At 38.9% G+C, this 21,651-nt stretch carries 23 protein-coding genes; 14 read left to right on the top strand and 9 right to left on the bottom strand.

Translation table 11 applies throughout. From position 1 onward, the window contains the following. Nucleotides 1–121: 121 nt before the first annotated feature. From CCE82_RS05710 to CCE82_RS05695, 4 genes are read left to right on the top strand one after another with little or no spacing between them, the layout of a single operon-like run. The gene (locus CCE82_RS05710) at nt 122–1,471 is read left to right on the top strand and encodes an AMP-binding protein (RefSeq protein WP_086428454.1); all 1,350 of its coding nucleotides are present in this window, start codon (nt 122–124) and stop codon (nt 1,469–1,471) included. Continuing rightward, nucleotides 1,468–2,613 carry a thiolase family protein gene (locus tag CCE82_RS05705; RefSeq protein WP_086428453.1) on the top strand — a complete coding sequence of 382 codons (1,146 nt, stop codon included), beginning with the start codon at nt 1,468–1,470 and terminating at the stop codon, nt 2,611–2,613. Before CCE82_RS05710 ends, CCE82_RS05705 begins: the two co-directional genes overlap by 4 nt. Then, a complete protein-coding gene (locus tag CCE82_RS05700) occupies nt 2,582–2,953 on the top strand; it encodes a hypothetical protein (RefSeq protein ID WP_086428452.1) in 372 nt (123 codons plus the stop codon). The genes CCE82_RS05705 and CCE82_RS05700 overlap by 32 nt, the downstream gene beginning before the upstream one ends. Next, nucleotides 2,953–3,210 (top strand): hypothetical protein, encoded by a 258-nt coding sequence (locus tag CCE82_RS05695; RefSeq protein WP_086428451.1) that lies wholly within the window; start codon nt 2,953–2,955, stop codon nt 3,208–3,210. Before CCE82_RS05700 ends, CCE82_RS05695 begins: the two co-directional genes overlap by 1 nt. Before the next feature lie 85 nt (nt 3,211–3,295). On the opposite strand, the gene CCE82_RS05690 is transcribed toward CCE82_RS05695, so the two are convergent. Both CCE82_RS05690 and thiD read right to left on the bottom strand, forming a co-directional pair. Continuing rightward, a complete protein-coding gene (locus CCE82_RS05690; RefSeq protein ID WP_086428450.1) occupies nt 3,296–4,903 on the bottom strand; it encodes an ATP-binding cassette domain-containing protein in 1,608 nt (535 codons plus the stop codon). A gap of 299 nt (nt 4,904–5,202) precedes the next feature. Beyond that, nucleotides 5,203–6,033, bottom strand: a complete 831-nt coding sequence (gene thiD / locus CCE82_RS05685) for a bifunctional hydroxymethylpyrimidine kinase/phosphomethylpyrimidine kinase (RefSeq protein ID WP_086428449.1) — start codon at nt 6,031–6,033, stop codon at nt 5,203–5,205. A gap of 180 nt (nt 6,034–6,213) precedes the next feature. On the opposite strand from thiD, the gene CCE82_RS05680 reads away from it, so the two are divergent. From CCE82_RS05680 to CCE82_RS05670, 3 genes are read left to right on the top strand one after another with little or no spacing between them, the layout of a single operon-like run. Continuing rightward, nucleotides 6,214–6,891, top strand: coding sequence for a uracil-DNA glycosylase (locus tag CCE82_RS05680; protein ID WP_338062202.1), 678 nt, complete (start codon nt 6,214–6,216; stop codon nt 6,889–6,891). Beyond that, a complete protein-coding gene (locus CCE82_RS05675) occupies nt 6,884–7,219 on the top strand; it encodes a DUF5327 family protein (RefSeq protein ID WP_086428447.1) in 336 nt (111 codons plus the stop codon). The genes CCE82_RS05680 and CCE82_RS05675 overlap by 8 nt, the downstream gene beginning before the upstream one ends. Nucleotides 7,220–7,246: 27 nt before the next feature. Continuing rightward, a complete protein-coding gene (locus tag CCE82_RS05670) occupies nt 7,247–7,609 on the top strand; it encodes a DUF423 domain-containing protein (RefSeq protein ID WP_014614702.1) in 363 nt (120 codons plus the stop codon). A 536-nt stretch (nt 7,610–8,145) separates the two neighbouring features. On the opposite strand, the gene CCE82_RS05665 is transcribed toward CCE82_RS05670, so the two are convergent. Next, complete coding sequence (locus CCE82_RS05665; RefSeq protein WP_086428446.1) at nt 8,146–9,597, bottom strand: APC family permease; 1,452 nt, start codon at nt 9,595–9,597, stop codon at nt 8,146–8,148. Nucleotides 9,598–9,827: 230 nt separating this feature from the next. Between CCE82_RS05665 and CCE82_RS05660 the strand changes: the two genes are divergently transcribed. Beyond that, nucleotides 9,828–10,388: a GNAT family N-acetyltransferase gene (locus CCE82_RS05660; protein ID WP_086428445.1), complete on the top strand. Its 561-nt coding sequence runs from the start codon at nt 9,828–9,830 to the stop codon at nt 10,386–10,388. 237 nt (nt 10,389–10,625) lie between these two features. Here the strand turns inward: CCE82_RS05660 and CCE82_RS05655 are convergent, their stop codons facing one another. Continuing rightward, on the bottom strand, nt 10,626–11,795 hold the full coding sequence (locus tag CCE82_RS05655) for a DUF418 domain-containing protein (protein WP_086428444.1): 1,170 nt from the start codon (nt 11,793–11,795) through the stop codon (nt 10,626–10,628). 100 nt (nt 11,796–11,895) lie between these two features. Next, entirely contained in the window at nt 11,896–12,459 is a 564-nt protein-coding gene (locus CCE82_RS05650; protein WP_086428443.1) for a TetR/AcrR family transcriptional regulator, read from the bottom strand. A gap of 126 nt (nt 12,460–12,585) precedes the next feature. Here CCE82_RS05650 and CCE82_RS05645 point away from each other — a divergent pair, with 126 nt between their 5' ends. The 5 genes from CCE82_RS05645 to arsC all read left to right on the top strand — a co-directional run bounded on the left by CCE82_RS05645 (nt 12,586) and on the right by arsC (nt 17,489). After that, nucleotides 12,586–13,233 (top strand): HlyD family efflux transporter periplasmic adaptor subunit, encoded by a 648-nt coding sequence (locus CCE82_RS05645; protein WP_086428442.1) that lies wholly within the window; start codon nt 12,586–12,588, stop codon nt 13,231–13,233. 16 nt (nt 13,234–13,249) lie between these two features. Then, nucleotides 13,250–15,115, top strand: coding sequence for a DHA2 family efflux MFS transporter permease subunit (locus CCE82_RS05640; RefSeq protein WP_086428441.1), 1,866 nt, complete (start codon nt 13,250–13,252; stop codon nt 15,113–15,115). A 347-nt stretch (nt 15,116–15,462) separates the two neighbouring features. Then, entirely contained in the window at nt 15,463–15,783 is a 321-nt protein-coding gene (locus CCE82_RS05635; protein ID WP_086428440.1) for an ArsR/SmtB family transcription factor, read from the top strand. Next, nucleotides 15,780–17,069 (top strand): arsenite efflux transporter membrane subunit ArsB, encoded by a 1,290-nt coding sequence (gene arsB, locus CCE82_RS05630; RefSeq protein WP_086428439.1) that lies wholly within the window; start codon nt 15,780–15,782, stop codon nt 17,067–17,069. Before CCE82_RS05635 ends, arsB begins: the two co-directional genes overlap by 4 nt. 15 nt (nt 17,070–17,084) lie before the next feature. Continuing rightward, a complete protein-coding gene (gene arsC / locus CCE82_RS05625; protein ID WP_086428438.1) occupies nt 17,085–17,489 on the top strand; it encodes an arsenate reductase (thioredoxin) in 405 nt (134 codons plus the stop codon). Nucleotides 17,490–17,935: 446 nt separating this feature from the next. Here the strand turns inward: arsC and CCE82_RS05620 are convergent, their stop codons facing one another. Continuing rightward, nucleotides 17,936–18,772 carry a lipoate--protein ligase family protein gene (locus tag CCE82_RS05620; RefSeq protein ID WP_086428437.1) on the bottom strand — a complete coding sequence of 279 codons (837 nt, stop codon included), beginning with the start codon at nt 18,770–18,772 and terminating at the stop codon, nt 17,936–17,938. Continuing rightward, nucleotides 18,772–19,761 (bottom strand): phosphate acetyltransferase, encoded by a 990-nt coding sequence (pta, locus tag CCE82_RS05615; RefSeq protein ID WP_086428436.1) that lies wholly within the window; start codon nt 19,759–19,761, stop codon nt 18,772–18,774. The genes CCE82_RS05620 and pta overlap by 1 nt, the downstream gene beginning before the upstream one ends. A gap of 168 nt (nt 19,762–19,929) precedes the next feature. Between pta and hemQ the strand changes: the two genes are divergently transcribed. Continuing rightward, nucleotides 19,930–20,685 (top strand): hydrogen peroxide-dependent heme synthase, encoded by a 756-nt coding sequence (gene hemQ / locus CCE82_RS05610; protein ID WP_086428435.1) that lies wholly within the window; start codon nt 19,930–19,932, stop codon nt 20,683–20,685. A gap of 209 nt (nt 20,686–20,894) precedes the next feature. Here the strand turns inward: hemQ and CCE82_RS05605 are convergent, their stop codons facing one another. Then, nucleotides 20,895–21,233 carry a type II toxin-antitoxin system PemK/MazF family toxin gene (locus CCE82_RS05605; RefSeq protein ID WP_019167949.1) on the bottom strand — a complete coding sequence of 113 codons (339 nt, stop codon included), beginning with the start codon at nt 21,231–21,233 and terminating at the stop codon, nt 20,895–20,897. After that, nucleotides 21,230–21,499, bottom strand: a complete 270-nt coding sequence (locus CCE82_RS05600; RefSeq protein WP_019167948.1) for an AbrB/MazE/SpoVT family DNA-binding domain-containing protein — start codon at nt 21,497–21,499, stop codon at nt 21,230–21,232. Before CCE82_RS05600 ends, CCE82_RS05605 begins: the two co-directional genes overlap by 4 nt. Between the last annotated feature and the right edge of the window lie 152 nt (nt 21,500–21,651).

The raw sequence follows: 21,651 nt of genomic DNA, 5'->3' as shown, positions 1-21,651 counted from the left end.
CATCATACAAAATATAATCATATGAACTAAGGAAGTATAAAAATGAAGTTCACATATGTGGAAAGCGAGTGCTATGTTAAAATAAAGCAAAACTGTAAAAGTAGTGTGATGAAGTTTGGAATTGTTAAAGCGACTTGAAGCATATGCAGTAGAAAGACCGGAACATATTGCGATTTGGATGGACGACGTGACGGTCACGTATGAAACCTTATGGCAAGATGTCCAAAAGGAAAGTGAAGCGTTACCCACGAATATGGCGTATCAAAATGTCGTGTTAATGCATACCCAAACGTCGGACTTTATTGTGGCTTATTTAGCAGTGCTCGTACGCCAAGGTGTGCCGTGTGTGCTCGGGCCACAGTGGTCAACGGAACAACGTGATGCGCTTATTCGATTACACCGCATGCCTTATATATGGGGAGATGAAGGGGTGACGTCTACTTCATATGAACCCTCACATGAAGCGCCGACGATTCCACAATTGTTACATATTGGTTTTACGTCAGGCACGACAGGGTTACCGAAAGGCTTTATGAGAGATTTACCGTCATGGATGGCTTCCTTTGAAATGAATGATACATTGTTAGATTCCTCGACACAGACGTATATGGCACTCGGCCCGTATGCCCATTCGTTAACGTTATACGTCATGATTTATGCATTATGGAATGGCAAAACGTTTATGGGGCAAGATCGGTATGATATGGCAAAAGGTCTGTCGTATATTGCAGAACTTCAACAAACGTGCGCATTATTTCTCGTGCCTACAATGGTCTACGATGGCATCCATTTAGGACAACAGTCACAGTGGGTACGTCACATTTTTATTTCTGGGGACAAATTACCACCCAGTCGTCATACACAACTTAAAGCAGTGTTTCCAGAAAGTACGATTGATGAGTTTTTCGGCACTTCGGAAGCAAGCTTTATTAGTGTCAATCGTCATCAAACTGCGCCCCTCGATTCTGTGGGCTGCTTGTTTCCAAATGTGACGGTGACTTTGAGAGAGCGAGACGATGCCGGTATCGGACAATTGTTTGTGAAAAGCCCGATGATATTTTCAGGCTATCTCGGTGAGGACGCAGTTGAAGAATGGATAGCGACAGGCGATTACGCTCGAATTGAAGGGGATGTGCTGTATTTACAAGGTCGTGTCAAAGATCGTTTGATTATTGGTGGGAAGAATGTGTATCCTGCTGTGATTGAACAACACCTCAAGCAATGGCCAGAAATTGTAGATACGGTCATCGTACGACGTCCACACGACAAGCTAGGTGAGTTAGCGATTGCCCTTTACACTGGTCCGAAGCAATTGGACGTTCAAATGATTCGACACTGGCTGTCATCACGTGTATCGAGATATGAAATACCTTCAAAATTCATTCACGTCGCATCACTGCCATATACTGGGAGTGGAAAAGTTTCACGAAAAATGGCACAAACTTGCTATGAAAGGGGTGATTTTCAATGAAGAAAGCAGTCATCGTTGCAGCAAAACGAACACCAATTGGAGTGTATGGCGGCCAACTTCAAAAATGGGAGCCTGAACAATTACTCAAACCGTTATTCGAACATTTTGAAGCGACATTACCTTGTTCACTCAATGATTTGGATGATGTCATTCTCGGTAATATTGTCGGTAAAGGGGGCAATATTGCGCGAAAGAGTTTGCTCGAGGCAGGGATAGATGTTTCTGTGCCAGGTCTCACGGTTGATCGTCAATGTGGTTCGGGCCTTGAAGCGATTCATTTGGCGAGTCGACTCATTGAAAGTGGTGCGGGAGACTTTTACATTGCAGGCGGTGTCGAAAGTACGAGTCGTGCACCTTGGAAAATGGAAAAGCCGACATCACTTTATCCGACAACGCAACCAACATTTTATGACCGTGCCCCATTTGCGCCAGCGGGTCAAGATCCGAGTATGATTGAAGCGGCAGACAACGTGGCAGAACAGTATCGTGTATCACGTGAAGATCAAGATCGTTTCGCAGTTCGCAGTCACCACCGTGCGAGTGAAGCGATTGCGACGGGGGTGATGTCAGCTGAAATATTGCCATTAATGGTGAAAGGTCAGCTGATGACACAAGATGAAAGCGTTAAGCCACATCTTCAGTATGAACGGATTGCACGATTAAAGCCGTTACGTGAAGGGGGGACAGTGACGGTCGGTAATTGTTGTCTCAAACACGACGGCGCCTGCCTAGTTGCGGTCATGTCTGAAGAAAAAGCACGCGAACTTGGTATGTCAGAAGGTCTGATGTTTGTGGATTATGCGATTGAAGGAGTGGATCCGCACGTATTAGGTATCGGTCCTGTACCTGCAGTGCAGCGTATTTTAGAACGCCAACAACAGACGATAGACCAAATTGATGCTGTAGAATTGAATGAAGCTTTTAGTGCGCAAGTGTTAGCGTCTGTACGTGCCTTAAACATTCAGGAAACGCAGCTGAATCGTTATGGTGGTGCGATTGCAATCGGTCATCCTTATAGTGCGAGTGGTGCGATTTTAGTCACCCGTCTGTTTTATATGAAAGATGCACAAAGTACGATTGCGACAATGGGCATTGGAGGAGGTATGGGTAATGCAGCACTTTTTGAACGTTGGCGACCGTGAAGTTAAAGATTACTGTTTTGACGACGACGTAGTGCAACACTATCAGCAATTTTTTAATATGCCACAGTCGACCACCGTGCCTTTATTAATGACTGCACGAGTATGGCCACTTTTTTCGCTATTTCGACCGTTTAAAGAGGCGGCAATTCAACTTGTAGCGACAGAAATTGAAGCACATCACCCTTTAAAAGTAGGCGTGTATTATCAAGTGACGATGGCAGTGATAAAAGTCCAACAAATCAAGTCATTTCAACGTTATCAAATGGCATTATCATTCGAGCAAGGCGACACATGCCATTGTCGTATCATACAAACTTTTGTTAGTCGGGAGGCAGCATAATGCATTTTTCAACAGAAGACGTGCAGTACTACTTAGCATTGGTAAATGATACGAACCCGATACATACCGATATTGTTCCAGGCCAACTCGTTGTGCAACGTATATGTGTTGAAGCAGCAGTTGAACCCATCGCCGTACGTTATAAAAATCCGATTGGTGTCGATGAACGAGTCACTTGGTATCGCAACAACATGCAAATTCAAGTGTTGGGAATGGATGAACAGCTGAAACTCGTCATAGAGGTCAAAGAGATGTAGGAATGCAATGCAGTTAAACTTATAAAAAGCGATGAACATGTCTATTGTTATAGGAGATGCGGCATCGCTTTTTGAGTACCTGTTTTTATGTGAATTCTGTGACGCTTTTGTTCTTAATCTGGTAAGTCTTATTGTAATAGTTTGAGGCTATACTTTCATCATGTGTAATTTCAATGACTGTTTCAATTTGTTGGTGTATGATACTTCTTATAAAATCTGCATTTTCTTTATCTAATCCTGCAGAAAATTCATCAAGTAGCACAAACTTTGGCTTTCTAATCATAATACGTGCCAATGCAATCCTCATCTTTTGACCCCCTGACAAACGATCTCCATTGACGCCTGTATGATACTCTAATCCATGTGTCTGAACGAAATCACTTAAATGACATTGCTCAATTACAGTATCGAGTTGATCATCATCAAACGATTCGCCTAATGTAATATTAAATAGTATGGACGCATTAAAGATAAAAGGGCTCTGTTCGAAATAGTGAATAGAATGAACTAAATCAGTAAAACGCATTTGCTGTGAATCTATATTATTAAAAAGCAATTGTCCTTTTTGCGGTCGCTCAAGTAACAATAGCAGTTTAAAAAAAGTAGACTTGCCACTTCCTGAAGGCCCTTTTAATAAGATATGATCTCCTTGATTAATCGTTAAATGTACATGTTCAAATATGATGCGGTCACCATATTGATGCAAGATGTCCTCAAACTTTATAGGAAGGAGCGTCGAGGCCGGTCTATTTGAAACATTTTGTACGTCACTATTCTCATGAGTGAGTGAGGCGATAAAATGATTATATTTACGAACAATCGTATTTGAGGACCGCAATTTATTATAATAATCTATCGCATTTACAGCTGGCGTAACGATGCGATCACTCGCCAAATAAACTGCCATTAAAGCAGCCAAAGAAAGGTGGCCTTCAATTACGAAAAGTCCTCCGATAAATAAAGGGACAAACGAACTCACACCGGATAATAAGTGCGTCACCCAATTCGACTGATAAAGGTTTTTCTGCACGGTATAGTTACTTTTTTCTAGATGATGCAATCGATTTGTTAAAGCAGACTGGAAGAAAGACTGTTTATTAAATAATCTTATCGTTGTCAGCGCACTAAAATATTCATTGAGACGATCTACAAATTGAGAAGAATCCGAAGACCATGTATCTGTGGACTGTTTGATTTTATTTTTATAGAGCTTAGGCGTAATGACAGGGATAGTTGAAAAGAGTATAAATAATAAACCGAGCTGATAATCAATCACAAGGACATACGTTGCAGAGATAATAGAAAAAGTGACACAGTATATAAATAAAAACAAAGATTTGATATAGTTGGTTTCAAGAAATTTGAAATCATTAATAATAAAACTTAATAAATCGGCGCGCATAGATGCATGGTTTCCTGAAAAGTATTTTCGTATCATTTTTCCTTTATATGTATGATTGAAGTCTAGAATATACTTTTGTTGGTACAGATTCCATAGGTATAAACCAGTTCGAATTGTACAGTAACCGATGATACCGAAAATAAAATAATGGATGAGTGAGGAAAGACTTTTGATTTCAACCGAACGAATGATACCAGCCACTAGCGTCGGAATCACCAAGCCATCCAAAGCCGTAATCAACATAAAAACATAAATGAGAAATAGTTTGGGTTGTAGTAATTTAATTTTCATCTTTATCACCTATAAAATAAAATGATCAAATGCGTTGATATCCTTACCACTCTGCTTATAATTGCAATTGATTATAGCACAATCTCTTTTAAAAAACAGAAAATTCTAACAAATTATATTGTAAAATACTCAAAATGCGCTATGATTGAACGGTTAAAAGGTATGTCCCATTACAAAAAACAACCTTGATGTACTGCAATGTGAGCGAGATTACTGGGCTCAACGATACAATACATCAAGGTTTGAGTCATGCTTATGATAATGAATAAAATAGCATTTGAATCCGCGTGCTCAGAAAATTAAATTTCTGTCACTTCAACTTCAATTTGTTCAACACGATTTGACGCACCATGATCAACAGGTCCGACAAAATCGTTCATTTTCCAACCGTTTTTAATGGCAGACGCTACAAACGCTTTGGCATTAATCACGGCTTCTTTTGGTGTTTGGCCATTAGCTAAGTTGGCTGTTGTCGCTGCCGCAAATGTACAGCCTGCACCGTGGTTATAACTTTGTTGGAACATATCCGTTGTGAGTTGATAGAACTTGTCACCATCATAGTATAAGTCGTATGATTTATCTTGATCTAACGCTTTACCACCTTTAATCACCACGTGTTGTGCACCTTGCTCGTGGATGATTTTTGCTGCTTTTTTCATATCTTCAATTGATTTTAACGTACCCAAGCCTGATAATTGACCTGCTTCAAAAAGGTTTGGTGTCGCAACAGTTGCTTTTGGTAATAAATACTTAATCATCGCTTCAGTATTTCCTGGGTTAAGCACTTCATTTTCACCTTTACATACCATAACTGGGTCTACGACGAAACTTTTTGCGCCTGATTCTGTGTATGCTTCTCCGGCACGTTGGATGATTTCTTCGCTACCGAGCATACCTGTTTTGACTGCATCCGGTCCTACGCTAATGACTGTTTCAAGTTGTTTGTTGAAGACATCAAATGGGATAGGGCTCACATCATGTGACCAAGTTTCTTTATCCATTGTGACAATTGCCGCAAGTGCGACCATGCCGTACGTGTCTAACTCTTGGAAAGTTTTTAAGTCGGCTTGCATCCCCGCGCCTGCACTTGTGTCTGATCCTGCAATCGTTAATACTTTTTTCAAAGCCATCGTTCATTCACTCCTTCAATTGTACATCTGTTACATCATACCATAATGAGGATGGTAACTGCTGTACGCTACAATATGCTTATGTTCACCATTTTAGCATGCGCGTTGAACGGCTGCTATAAAAATGTTTATTGAATCAAAGCGGTGAGGCAGGCGAAATTATGTTAAAATGTGGCTGAGGTGAAGAAGATGGATTGGTCAACAATATTTCATGAAATTAAAGAAAAGCATGATTTTAAAGCGATGCATGACTTTTTAGAAAAAGAATATACGACGCAAATTGTTTACCCTGAACGCAAAAACATTTATCAAGCGTTTGACCTCACGCCATTCGAAAATGTCAAAGTTGTGATATTGGGACAAGATCCTTATCATGGCCCAAATCAAGCCCATGGTTTAGCATTTTCAGTGCAACCGGGTGCAAAATTTCCACCTTCATTGCGAAACATGTATCAAGAACTTGCTGACGATATCGGTTGTCAACGGACATCGCCACATTTACAAGATTGGGCGAGAGAAGGTGTATTGTTATTGAATACCGTTCTGACAGTGCGCCAAGGCCAAGCACATTCACATAAAGATATTGGCTGGGAAACATTTACAAATGAAATTATCCGAGCGATATCTGACTATAAAACTGGCGTCGTCTTTGTACTGTGGGGCAGACCTGCACAACAAAAAGAAAGCCTGATTGATACATCACGCCACTATGTGATTAAGTCACCACACCCAAGCCCATTGTCGGCACATAGAGGCTTTTTTGGTTCCAAACCTTATTCTCGAACGAATGCTTATCTTGAAGGACAAGGTTTAGCGCCGATTCATTGGTGTGAACAAAAGGAGGGAGCGCATGAATAAAGACAAACTGATTCAACTGTTGGAACACGAATTGGTTCAAGCAGATGCCGCGACGACTGATGCAGCTTTTGAAAAACATATGTATGCCATCCACGCTTTAACGGCACTCTATACGGGGCAAGAAATGTCGAACGATGGAAGTACATCATCACGTTCAGCTTCACCCGTCACACCGAAAAGACAAACGTCGACACAAGTGACAGATGAAGAGATTAGATTGATGGGCGGTAAAGTGTCATCTTCCAGTCAAAACACGTCAACGACTTCAGATCAACGTATGGTGACGGATGATGAAATCGGAAATGGTGCTTCAATATTTGATTTTTAATTGTAACTTTGATGAGGAGGAAATATCGTGAAAGTATTTATTATTTTAGGTGCATTGAACGCTTTAATGGCAGTCGGTACAGGGGCTTTCGGAGCGCATGCATTAGACGGGAAATTATCAGAACATTATATGTCAGTATGGGAGAAAGCGACAACATATCAAATGTATCATGGCTTAGGTCTTGTACTGATTGGTATTATCGGGGGTGCACTGAACCTTAACGTCGGTTGGGCAGGTTGGCTCATGTTTTTAGGTATCGTATTCTTTAGTGGTTCACTGTATATCTTATCTTTAACACAAGTAAGTGTCCTTGGTGCAATTACGCCAATTGGTGGCATTTTGTTTGTCATTAGCTGGCTCATGCTTGCCATCGCAGCATTTAAATTATAGTTGAATGAAAATAAAGTTGAAAAAGACAGGCAAACGTCTGTCTTTTTTGTTGGCAAAATAGAGTGTGCGTAATTAAACTTAATTTACACATTGTTTATACTGACAAAACAAAAAATGGATTGGGACATAATAATTTTAAGCCTCAATCCATTCATATATATTTGACTGATTAATTGATTTTAAAGTAGTTGGGAAATGAGGATGAATGGGATAGAACGTTGATGCTATTGATTTCATAAACTTGACCTCAGTTTCGCTATATTTGATATAAGATTGCCAGAAGGCTGAGACTCCTGAGGGATCAGCTGGTCCGGAGAATCCACTAACGCCTCGACAAATGTAACTGTTTAATCAAGCGTTAGTTAGTCGAAGGGCCAGCCCCTCGGAAAGCGAAGCCTTGAAGGCAATCTAAAGCTACAAATCATAGGGAGGGCAAGTTTAACAAAAATATTGCATCAATAGCATCAAAAATTTTTATGTCCAATCCCCTAACTATTAATTTTATGTGCATCATGCTTTCAACATTTCAAAATCAATTATTCTTCTATCATTTTTTCAACATCACGTTTTCTTGTATCCAAAATCAATTGTGTCAATTCATCTTTATCCATGCGACGTAACTTAGGCAAACGAATAAAGAAGAACACTAATCCAAGTATCGTCCAACCACCTAATGCAATATACGATGGCATCGATAATGACGCCGGTGAAAATGGTAACAACAATAATAATAAAAAGACGAATGCAAAGATAGAGCCGATAATCGCAAACACTTTATACACCGGTCCATAAGTTTGACTGTCTTTATTAAAACTAAACAATTTCACCGCTGCAAGACACGTCACAAGGTAAGCGATAGACACGCCTGTAGATGACATATCAACAATCCATGTTAACGCAGTACGTCCTAACCACGGCGCAATCAATGTAATCGCGACTAAGAATATAATCGCAACGTAAGGTGTTTTATATTTTTTGTGTAATGTACTAAATAATGATGGCATAATGCCTGAACGGCCCATTGAGAATAACAGACGACTTGAGCTTAATAAGAAACCATTTAAGCCTGTGAAAATCCCCATAATAATCGCAATGCTTAGTACTGCTAGCCCAATTGTACCGAATGCTTCTCTCGTTACAGAACCTGTCAACCATAAATCGCTACTGCCACCTGATAACCAGCCTGTGTATAAAATCATTAAGATATAGGTCAAACTTGCTGCAAGTAGACTATATACGATTAATTTAAATGTTTTATTAGGAGAGAAACTAAATTCCTCTGCGGTTTGTGGAATGTTATCGAAGCCGACATAGGCCCACGGTGCAACAGCGACAATCATAATAATCGCCTGGAACCAACCGTAATGTGTGCCATTGTATGGTTTTAGGTTATCTAATGAGTAGTTAGCACCAAAGAATGAACCGATGAAAAGTAGGACGACGACAACGACCATTGCCACACAGAAATAATATTGTAATGAACCTGAAACGCTTGCCCCTTTAATCGCAATCAACATAAAGACGAGTAAAAGGAAGGATGCAATTAAGATTTCAGTAATGTAGACATCCCAGCCAGCAATGGTATAAAGTTTGCCAAATTCAATCACATCTGGCAGTAAAAACTTAATTAATAAACTAAAAGCTGTCGCATTTAACGCTACGACACATATGTATCCAAACGTCAAAAACCATGCTGAGAAAAAGCTGACATAACGTCCAAACCCTAAAAAGCTAAATGCAAAGCCGCCACCTGACACAGGAAAGCGTTCAACTAATGCACCGTAACTTACCGCAATCACAATCATAAGTAAGGCACCGATAAAAATACCGATAGATGCGGCAATAGGTCCGGATGATTGAATCCAGTCACCTGGTAGGATAAATGAGCCCCAACCAATACATGAACCATATGCAATGGCCCAAACAAATTTTTCTGAAAGGTTTTGTTGGAGGTCACCACGATCAGGTTTTTGATTCTTTTTTTTCATTATTTTTTCACCCCTGAATATTCTTATACCCCTGTTTTATTTTTTTATAACAACGAATTTCTGTAGTCGGAAAATAAATGATACCTTAAAAATTGAAAAATTGCATTAAAAAAATGAATTTTATTGATTGCGTTTGATGAAAGTGTTTTTGAAAAACTGTATCAATGGATATTGTTTTAATAATGATATTTGTGTATAATAATCTGAAAATTAAATGGAGGGGTGAGGGGATGCAACATTTTAGACTTGCTGTGAACGACGACATTGATTTTGTTTATCCAACACTGGCATATGCACCAGCGCTTTACAAAGTTGTTGATCAAAATCGAGACCATCTCAAAACGTTTTTACCATGGGCTGAAACGATATCCTCTGTGGAAGACGAAAAGACATTTATGCAACAAACATTAATCTTGGTTGCAGAGGGGAAGGCTTTATATTTCTTCATTTATAAAAAAGATCAACTCATTGGGACGATTGATTTACATGCTTGGAATGACAAGGTGCGTAAAGCAGAAGTTGGTTATTGGCTTGCGAAAAGTGAGAATGGCCAAGGGATAACAACAGCTGCGGTACGTAAATTATGTGATATCGCATTTACGGATTATAATCTCAATAAATTAGAATTGCGTGCGAATGTACATAATATTGGCAGTAATCGCGTTGCAGAAAAAGCGGGATTTCGTTTCGTTGGCGTCAAACATGAAGACAGCATCGTAGGAGAGCAATATGTAAGTATGAACTATTATGAATGCTTAAAACGTGATTTTTATCATGAGGCAACTGACTAACATCATGTGCCAATCTTACATCTTTTGTGAGACAATTCATAAAAAATCAATAAATTTTTAATAATTGTATCCCAAAATGATTCAAAACATGGTACAGTAAGAATAAGCAAAAGATATGACAGTAAACATATCATTTTGTGTTTTTCATTTTCAAAAAGTTCTCCAATAAAAGGGCCTGTTCACATTGATAGCGTAGCGACTATGAATGATAGAACAGGCCTGTTTGACTTTTTAAACTTATTTTGATGATGTCGTTTTGACTCCGAAGTACGTGATTTTACGCCACACCCATTCGATAGGACCTTGATTGAACTGACGCAAATACACATAACAAACAACGACTTGTATGAGGAACAGTGCGAGCGCAAAGAGGTAGGTTTGATAAAGTGGCAGTTTGTTATAAAATCCAAGGCCGAAACCCGTAAAAAGGAATGTACAGACAATGGATTGAGATAAATACACGGATAAACTCATTTTTCCAGGATAACGAAAGAGCTTCAGTAACTTCTGAGCTACTGGATATTGCATGACATGGAAAAAGAGGAGCACAATACCGACAGATAATAACGGACCACCAACCATAAAGCTGAACATCATCAAACTAGGATTAGTCATTGCATACGCACCGATGCATTTAACGAGAACACCGATAACGATAAAAAGAGTGCCCCATTGTGTCGCACGAGTCGGATGTTGCTTCACCCATGCCACTAAATTGCCTTTCATTGCCGCCATCCCTAACAATAAATAGGGAAAAATATCGAGCCAATCAATGGTCAGTATCGAGGCAATGTTACCGAGGTTATCCTGTGCATTATAAAGGAAGAAGTCGATATAATGTGAACTCGTTTTAGCTTGTAACACGTCATTCAATGCTGCTTGATTCCCACCACTGAACGGTAATTTCGCTTTTGACATTAATCCTATAATGAGAAAGGGTAAACCAAAGAGGACGACTTTCAATGCAAATAAAATGATCGCCGCGTTTTTTAACTTCTTGACAGAAACTTTGGTGCACCACATCGCCGCAAATCCCATCACGGCATATGTCAGTAAAATATCTCCAGCAAATAAGAGAAAGCCGTGAATTAACCCGAGTATCATCAAAAAAATAAGCCGTCTTAGTATTACTGGTTTAAAAGCAATGCCGCGTTGTTGTGTACTTCTGTAAATGAGCATTAAGCTGAATCCAAATAAAAATGAAAAAATAGGATAAAAAGAACCAATAACGAATAACATGACCATTCGCAACAACAAGCTATCGATTCCTTGTAGCGCAAGATCTAAACGAACATGCTCAAAAGGAAAACTCAATACTAAAATATTCATAAGTAAAATCCCAAACAAACTCATCCCACGTAACGCATCTAATTCAATAATCCGTTGCTGATTAGGGGGGTGTGCCATGATTGCTTACCTCACTTTTCTATATCAAAGGTTCAACAAAGATGTCTCTCGTGTATGTCAGTTGAGTGTATCACGTGTGCGTAGATGGCCAACAGTAACCCTATCTTCCCATTTTAATGATATTGGAATACAAAATTTGTGCCATATCGTCTGGCGATTCTTGGCAACCTTGTTTAAGCCAACTGTATATCAATGCAATTTCGCCACCAATTGTATAGTTAATGAAGTAATTGGATTGTTGGAGCTCAGGCAAATGATTTAACAACTTTTCATAAGCTTGACGCGTAAATTGTAAATATTGATGAATGGCATTAAGTTGCGGTTGCGTCACGATAATGGCTGTGAAAAATGTTTGGTGACGCTTAATATACTTAAACAGCAGTCTAAACGTTTTGATAATGCGTGTTTTCGTTTCATCGAGCGGGTAAGACTCAATCACTTTTGACGTATACAAAATGAGCTTTTCATACCTCGCCATATGATACGTCGTCAAAACTTCAAACAGTTGATATTTATCTTCAAATTGGGCGTAAAAAGTTGAACGATGGACGCCACTCTCTGCGCAAATCTGTTTAATCGTAATTTCATCAAGGGGTTCTGTTTTTAATAATTCAATCATTGCTTTCACAATGCGACGTCTTGCTTTTGATTTTGTTTTGACCATATTATCACCAGTGTTATTATAATATAATTTTCCATCCGACACATTTGAAATGATTGTCTGTATTTTTTCAGAGTGAATTGACTTATAATACAGGAGTTGAATTTATTGAGAAAGGGAGTAGAGAAGATGAAGAAATTAGTTATGGTGAACATCATTACGATCATCGTTTTAATTATCATCGGTGTTGTAGGCTTTTATTTCTACAATCAATCGGTTAATTATATTAAAACAGACAACGCACAAGTGGACGGGGACCAAATTAAAATTGCAAGTCCTGCGTCAGGAAAAATTAGTAGTTTAGACGTGCGTGAAGGAGATACATTGAAAAAAGGGGATACTGTAGCCAAAGTACAAGGTGCAGGTCAAGGTGATGAGCCACAAACAATGACTATCACAATGCCTAAAGCGGGTACAATCGCAAAATTAGATGGTCAAGAAGATGGCATCGCACAAGCAGGTCAACCGATTGCATACGCATATGACCTAGATGATTTATATATCACAGCAAACATTGACGAAACAGAAGTAAAAGACGTTCAAAATGGCCAAGATGTAGATGTTACGATTGATGGTCAAGACGCAAAAGTGAAAGGTAAAGTGGATCAAATCGGTCATGCGACTGCCTCAAGCTTTTCATTAATGCCATCATCAAATAGTGACGGTAACTATACAAAGGTGTCACAAGTGGTGCCTGTTAAAATCAAATTAAACAGCCAACCTTCTAATAGTGTTGTTCCAGGCATGAACGCTGAAGTAAGTATTCACAAAAATTAAGAGAGGGGGTCATCACATGTTTATGATGATTTACACCATAATTGCTCTTATTGTGATTATCATACTGAACTGGACGATCATACGAGGAAGAAAGAGAAAATCACTTTCTCAACAACATCGTGACGTCGCATCAGACGCAATACAACCTGAACGTGATGCACATCAACCGACGCATACTTTTCGTTTAGATGAAGGTGACAAACATTCAGAAGCACATCAAACACGTCATTCATTTCGTTTAGACGACGATGAAGATGACGCATCTACTGCAACGCCGGCAGACAAAGAGGTCGCTCAACAAAAAGCGACAGCGGACCAAAATAAAGCTAAACGTCAGCCGGTGAATGAAAAGGTAGCGGATGCCACACAAAGCTATGTCTTTAAAAAAGGCGTCACACGTGGCAAAATTTTAGTCGCTATGATTTTCGGGATGTTTATTTCTATTTTGAACCAAACATTACTGAACACAGCATTACCAAGAATTAATACCGACTTTAATATTTCTGCATCAACAGGGCAATGGTTGATGACAGGCTTTATGTTAGTCAATGGTATTTTGATTCCGATCAGTGCTTTCCTATTTAATAAATATTCATACCGTCGTTTATTCTTAACTGCGATGCTGATATTTACGATAGGGTCACTCGTCTGTGGTTTCGCTTGGAACTTCCCAGTCATGATGGTGGGTCGTGTGCTTCAAGCGATGGGTGCGGGTGTTTTAATGCCTTTAGGTACAAATGTATTCATGACGATCTTCCCACCTGAAAAACGTGGTATGGCCATGGGAACAATGGGGATTGCGATGATTTTAGCACCAGCAATCGGACCAACACTTTCTGGTTATATTGTCGAAAATTATGATTGGCATACAATGTTCTTCGGTATGTTTATTGTAGGTATTATTTCACTTGTGCTTGCATTTGCATGGTTTGGGATTTACCAAAAAACGACGAATCCAAAAGCGGATATTCCAGGTATCATTTTCAGTACAATTGGTTTCGGTGCATTGTTATATGGCTTTAGTGAAGCAGGTAACGATGGCTGGACATCTACAAAAATTGTCATCATGTTTATCATTGGAATCGCGTTTACAGTTGCGTTTGTTGTCCGTGAAATGACGATGAAAGCGCCAATGCTTGATTTTGAAGTACTCAAATATTCAGGCTTTACGTTAACAGCAGTTATTAACATGATTCTCACAATGAGTCTCTTCGGTGGTATGATTTTACTGCCATTATATTTACAAAGTTTAAGAGGTTTCTCAGCGCTAGACTCTGGGTTATTACTCTTACCAGGTGCTTTAATTATGGGTGTGATGGGACCTATAGCTGGTAAATTACTCGATACAATTGGAATCAAACCGATTACGATTATTGGTTTAGCCATTACAACTTATGGCACTTGGGAACTCACACAACTGACTATGGATACACCATATCGCAGTATTTTAATGATTTACATTATCCGTTCGTTCGGTATGAGTTTTGTCATGATGCCGATTATGACAGCAGGGATGAATGCATTGCCGTCACGTTTAATTTCTCATGGTAACGCCTTAGTGAATACGATGAGACAATTAGCCGGTTCAATCGGTACGGCCATTTTGGTGACAGTGATGACACAACAAACTGAATCACATTTGGCGACATTCCAACAAGATCTAGACCGTACGGATCCAACAATTCAAGACAGCTTGCAAGCCTTGGCGCAACAACTTGGTGGTCAAGAGCAAGCGATGGGAGCAATTATCAAATTCGTGAATCAGCTCGCTTCTGTTGATGGGGTCAACAGTGCTTTCTGGGTCGCGACGGCTTTAAGTGGTTTAGCACTCGTTTTAAGTTTCTTCTTAAAAGGCAAATCACATTACATTTCAAACGAATAGTCAATGAATGCGTGTTGTTTATTTTCGTGGGGGAAATGAACGAATGTCCATGAAGCACAGTGGTGAAGTGGACAACGGAGATATTGATGTCGGGCATAACAAGGACTGATGAGATGAAAATCTTATCGGTCCTTTTTCATATATGGTGTGTCCGACACAGGATAGTTGGCCATTTTGTATGGGACACGTTACGTAGTGAGCTACCAACATGTTAACGCTATCTGAGTGTTTGAAAATTCGCTCAAACTCAAGTTTCAAAAGTTTGAAATATCAAAAGTAGAAATCTCAATAACATAGACAGCTATCTATATAGATGTTAATCTATTTAAAGTTTAGGAGGTATGCAGATGTCATATCAAGAACTTTCCAAAACATTGAAGATTTTAGCCGATCCGAGTCGATTAGAAATTGGCGATATCTTGTCGTATGGAGAATTATGTGCGTGCGATTTGTTGGAACACTTTCAATTTTCACAGCCTACGCTCAGTTATCATATGAAGACTTTAGTAGAGAGTGAGTTGGTTTTTACAAGAAAAAGTGGTCATAAACGTATGTATCGACTGAATCACGCACTTTTAGAAGCGATTAATCAAAACTTAAGCCGCATTAATACCGCGCACGAACGCTGTATATGTAACGAAATTACGCCGGGCGTGTGTGGCGCATGACATTTTTAGCAATCGTCATCTTTCTGTTCACTTTAGTTTTTGTGATATGGCAACCTAAAAATTTAGACATCGGTGTGACTGCGTTAATCGGTGCAGTTGTTGCATTGGTTTTGGGTGTTGTCAACTTTTCTGACGTACTTGAAGTGACGGGTATCGTATGGAATGCGACGGTCACATTTATCGCCATTATTTTGATTTCACTCATATTAGATGAAATTGGATTTTTTGAATGGTCCGCGATACATATGGCCAAGGCCGCAAACGGAAATGGCTTGAAAATGTTTGTTTTTGTGATGTTATTAGGGGCTGTGGTGGCAGCATTTTTTGCTAATGATGGGGCAGCCCTCATATTGACGCCCATAGTTTTAGCTATGGTACGCCATTTAGGTTTTGATCAAAAAGCAGTCTTCCCATTTGTGATTGCGAGTGGATTTATTGCGGATTCGACATCACTCCCTCTCATCGTGAGTAATCTCGTCAATATTGTTTCGGCTGATTATTTTGATATTGGCTTTCTTCAATATTCAGGTCGCATGATCATTCCGAATCTATTTTCGTTAACTGCGAGTATTTTCGTTTTATGGCTTTACTTTAGAAAATCTATACCGCAGACGTTTAATACAGAAAATCTGACATTACCTCAAGCGGCGATTAAAGACCATCAATTATTTCATGTGTCATGGATAGTTTTAGCACTCTTACTCATAGGTTATTTAGTGAGTGAATTTGTCAAAATCCCTGTATCTCTCATTGCGTCAAGTATTGCATTGATATTCATTTTGTTTGCTCGCCAATCCAAAGTTGTGCGAATCAAACAGGTGATTAAAGGTGCACCATGGAATATCGTTCTTTTTTCAATTGGGATGTATTTGGTGGTCTTTGGATTAAAAAATGTAGGAATTACAACGATTTTAGCGAATGTATTGACGCATATTTCGGATTACGGCTTATTCAGTAGCATCATGGGTATGGGGTTTGTCGCAGCGTTTTTGTCTTCTATTATGAACAATCTGCCCACTGTTTTAATAGACGCCATTGCAATTGGCCGAGCTGATGTGGTAGGTACAATTAAAGAAGGCATGATTTTTGCGAATGTCATCGGTTCTGACTTAGGACCTAAAATGACGCCCATTGGTTCTTTAGCAACATTATTATGGTTACATGTATTAACTCAAAAAGGTGTCAAGATTTCGTGGGGGACATACTTTAAAATCGGTATCATTACAACGATACCCGTTCTATTTATCACACTTCTAGGATTATACCTAACATTGATTCTATTTTAAGGAAGAGGTTTGAATATGAATAAGAAAACTATTTATTTTATATGCACTGGCAATTCATGCCGCAGTCAAATGGCTGAGGGGTGGGGCAAGCACATACTAGGTGATGATTGGCACGTCTATTCAGCTGGGATTGAAAAACACGGCGTTAATCCACAAGCAATTAAGGCCATGGAAGAGATCGGTATCGATATCTCGTCTCATACTTCAGACTTGATTGATCCTCAAATCATCCAACAATCAGATTTAGTGGTCACGCTATGTAGTGATGCAGACCAAAATTGTCCGACGATACCATCACATGTTAAAAAAGAACATTGGGGCTTTGATGATCCAGCAGGTCAAGCGTGGTCAGAATTTCAACGTGTGCGAGATGAAATCGGTGAGAAAATTAAGGTGTTTCATGCACATACAGAAGGATAGAATCATGTGAACGGTGATGCCTATGAGGCCAATAGACAGGGCATAACATAACTATGAGGTGATACGAAGGCTTAATCAATAGATGACAAGAAAAGCAGGTGAGGGATGTTGGAACTGACCCCATTTAGTGAGACAAAATAAAAAAAGCACTCTTGTTGAATTCATATTAAAATGAATTTGATAAGAGTGTTTTTATTATGAAAAGCGTTTCATATCCAAGTGAAGTTAAATGGAAATGTGTTGAACTTAAAGTCTCCGGTTTAAGTACACAAGAAATAATGGATGAATTAAACATTTGAAATATAGATATAGGAATAGAAAATTTTGGTGCAAAGGCTTTTGTAGATACGGATAGCTGATTTTCCAAGTGTCCTTAAAAGGGGAGGGTCAGTAACAGAGGGCTTCAGACGCAAAACAAACCACCCGTTTACACGAGTGGTTTTGATTTAATCCAATTTTGCATTCATTTTAGCGTTGCGATCGAGCATGCGTTCATAATAATGGTCATACCGCTCCCATTCGTGAGGCGTCATCGGATCCATGTTTAACTGACCACCTAAATCTTTAATCGCATAGAGTAGTTTAAACATGACATCCTGAACGGTTATCGGACGACCGAGTAACTCCTCTAATGAAGCCATACTTGTCGGATGAATGTCGGGATAAGTGAATTTTGTCGTTTCACCTTTCAATGCACGTTCATAAAAGGCACGCATCAATGCCGCACGTTCACTCCCTGATCCTTCGACACATAAATAAATTTGAACGGCAATCCCACCGCGAACACGGCGCTGTGAAATACCGGCAAACTTTTGATTATTAATACTTAAGTCAAACTTGCCCGGACAGTACGAATGCGTAATTTCATGTGTCGCAATCTCCGTAAAATCATCTTCAAACATTTTACTCATCAATAAGTACATGACCGTAAAGGCCTCATCGATAGTTACTTCAGTTTTCCCTTTGAACATTAAGGAAATGTTTAAAATGCCTTGATCTAAGACGACACCGAGACCGCCTGAGTTACGGACTATCGCATTATAGCCACGTTCATCTGTTAAATATTGAATACCATCTTTTAAATAAGGCAAACGTGAATCGTGAATGCCTAAAATAATCGTATGTTGATGTACCCAAGTACGGACAACACTAGGGGATAAATCAGCACCGACACTTTCAGAAAAGGTATCATCAAATGCAAAAGACTGCATGGGCTCTAAACCAGAAGAATGGTCCACATAGCGCCATGTGTGACCATTAAAATATTTATGTGCTAAATCCATTATTGTAAACTTTGAGCAGCAGTAATAATAGATAAGTTGTAAACGTCTTCTGTAGAGCTACCGCGTGATAAGTCATTTACAGGTGAGTTAAGACCTTGTAAGACAGGACCAATCGCATCATAACCGCCTAAACGTTGTGCAATTTTGTAACCAATGTTACCTGCTTCAAGGCTTGGGAAAATAAATACGTTAGCGTCACCTTGGATTTTTGCATCAGGTGCTTTTTTCTTAGCTACTTCAGGAACGATGGCGGCGTCGAATTGGAATTCACCATCAATAATCACGTCTGATAAGTTTTCAGCGTCGATTTTTTCTTGTGCTAATTTCACAGCTTCAGCGACTTTTTCAGTGTCGTCTGACTTAGCAGAACCTTTTGTTGAGAAGCTTAACATCGCAACACGTGGGTCCATACCGAAGCTTTGTGCTGTTTTAGCGCTTTCTACTGCAATTTCAGCTAAATCTGATGCAGCTAATTCAGGGTTGATGGCACAGTCACCGAAAATGAATTGTTGGTCTTCTTTAATCATGAAGAAAACACCTGATGTTTTAGAAACACCTGGTTTTGTCTTGATGATTTGAAGCGCTGGACGTACAGTGTCCGCTGTTGAGTGTGCGGCACCACTTACTAAGCCGTCTGCATGACCTGCATAAACAAGCATTGTACCGAAGTAGTTCACATCATTTAATAAAGATTGTGCTTGTTCTTCAGTCGCTTTCCCTTTACGACGTTCTACAAATTGTTCAACGAGTGTTGCTTTAAGATCGCTTGTATCAGGTTGAATGATATTTAAACCTTCAATATTTAAAGATTTTTCTGCAGCAAGTGCTTTAATTTTGTCAATATTACCTAATACGATAGGCGCCACGTAGTCAGAAGCTTGTAGGTCAACAGCTGCTGTTAATACACGCTCATCTTCTCCTTCTGGTAATACAATGCGAACATTTTTACCTGAAAGTTTGTCTTTTAGTACATCTAATAAACTAGACATAATGGTCCTCCTCTACTTTCCTTACATCGATTTTCCATCTATTATTATACGGCATTTAAGGCGATATTTCCATGACACTAATTTGTAATCATTTAAATCGTTCTGTTCAAATATTTTATGATAAAATTTAGTTTGTACAGATAATAATAATTCTAAGGAGTGTTCTGAATGAGTCATGCAGCAGAGACTTTAGATGGTTGGTATAGTTTACATTTATTTTATGCGATAGATTGGGCGTCTTGGCGTTTAGTGCCACAAGAAGATAGAGCGGACATGATTGCGGAGTTTCATCGTTTAATGGATCGATTAAAACAGGCGCAATCAGAGGGACAAGGCGACCAAGTGTTATATAATGTGACAGGTCAAAAAGCAGATTTACTGTTATGGGTGTTACGTCCAGAAATGAAAGATTTAACTGAAATTGAAAATGAAATCAATAAGCTAGCGATTTCAGATCATTTCATTCCGACTTATTCTTATGTATCAGTTGTAGAATTGAGTAACTATCTTGCAGGTGATTCGAATGAAGACCCATACGAAAATCCGCATGTCAAAGCAAGATTATACCCAGAGTTACCAGAAAAAGAATACATCTGTTTCTATCCGATGAACAAGCGTCGTAACGAAACGTACAACTGGTATATGTTATCAATGGAAGAACGTAAAAAGTTAATGTACGATCACGGTATGATTGGTCGTAAATATGCAGGAAAAATTAAACAATTCATTACAGGTTCAGTAGGTTTCGATGATTTCGAATGGGGTGTGACGTTATTTTCAGATGACGTGCTTCAATTCAAAAAAATCGTATACGAAATGCGTTTTGATGAAACAACAGCACGTTACGGTGAATTTGGCAGCTTCTTCGTAGGTCACCGTTTAGATGCGACACGTTTTGACGCATTAATGACAATTGAACAATAATCATGAAGTGGGCAGTGTACGTCGATATAAGGGCGGCACTGTCTTTTTTGATTTTGAAGACAATCGCTCATTTTCGTTGGATTGCATTGTTCTCGTGAATGAATTGTTGCTTGAAATTTCCATTAGGCTTAAGTATTATCAAAGCAGTCATTACGTTTTATTGTTTACTGCTTACTATTACTATATTTTTTAGGAATTCATATCACATTTTAGTAGTTTGGATTTAAATATGTTTGTATTGCTTTTAAAACTTTACTTTTTAGATTGTCTTGTAATGCATCTTTATAGTTATGTTGACGAGCGTTTAAGTCTAAAGCACGTATTTGAATCGTATCTATCACGCCAGATACCAGTCCTTTTTTGGTTTTAAGTTCTATATCGGTTGGATAACGCAACTCACGATTTGTGATAGGTACAACCCAAACAAATTCAGTGCCGTCAATCATCATTTGGTTATTGATCACTAAACAAGGTCTTATGTTTTGTTTTTCACGACCGCGAGTTGGATTTAAATCAATGTAAATGATGTCAAATTGTTTAATACTCATATTTCACGACCCACACTTTCGCCGAAGTCTACTTCTGATTCTTGATACTTACCACCATTTTGGAAGAAGTTTTTGATACTATCTTCAATAGATACTTCTTTTTTAGTAATAAACAGCCCACCATTTATTTTTTGTACTTCAACTGTATCCCCAATCTCAAAATCAACGGATTGAATCGTTTTTTTACTTAAACTCATAGCTTGACTATTTCCGTTTTTAAAAATGCGTTCGGTCGATTTACTTACATCGTTAAATGTTTGAGTCATTTTTATCATCTCCATAAACATATTATAACAAAAGTACTTACTTATGTAAATACAAAAGTGGGAAATTAGAGGAAATGATTATGCTATAAGCGATACATCTATTTTGATAGGGCTGAGTGGCTTAATATCTATCATAGCAATCTCGACTTAAA

It is taken from the genome of Staphylococcus cornubiensis, from assembly GCF_900183575.1.
Lineage (GTDB): Bacteria > Bacillota > Bacilli > Staphylococcales > Staphylococcaceae > Staphylococcus > Staphylococcus cornubiensis.
This window is presented reverse-complemented; position numbering and strand designations above follow the sequence as displayed.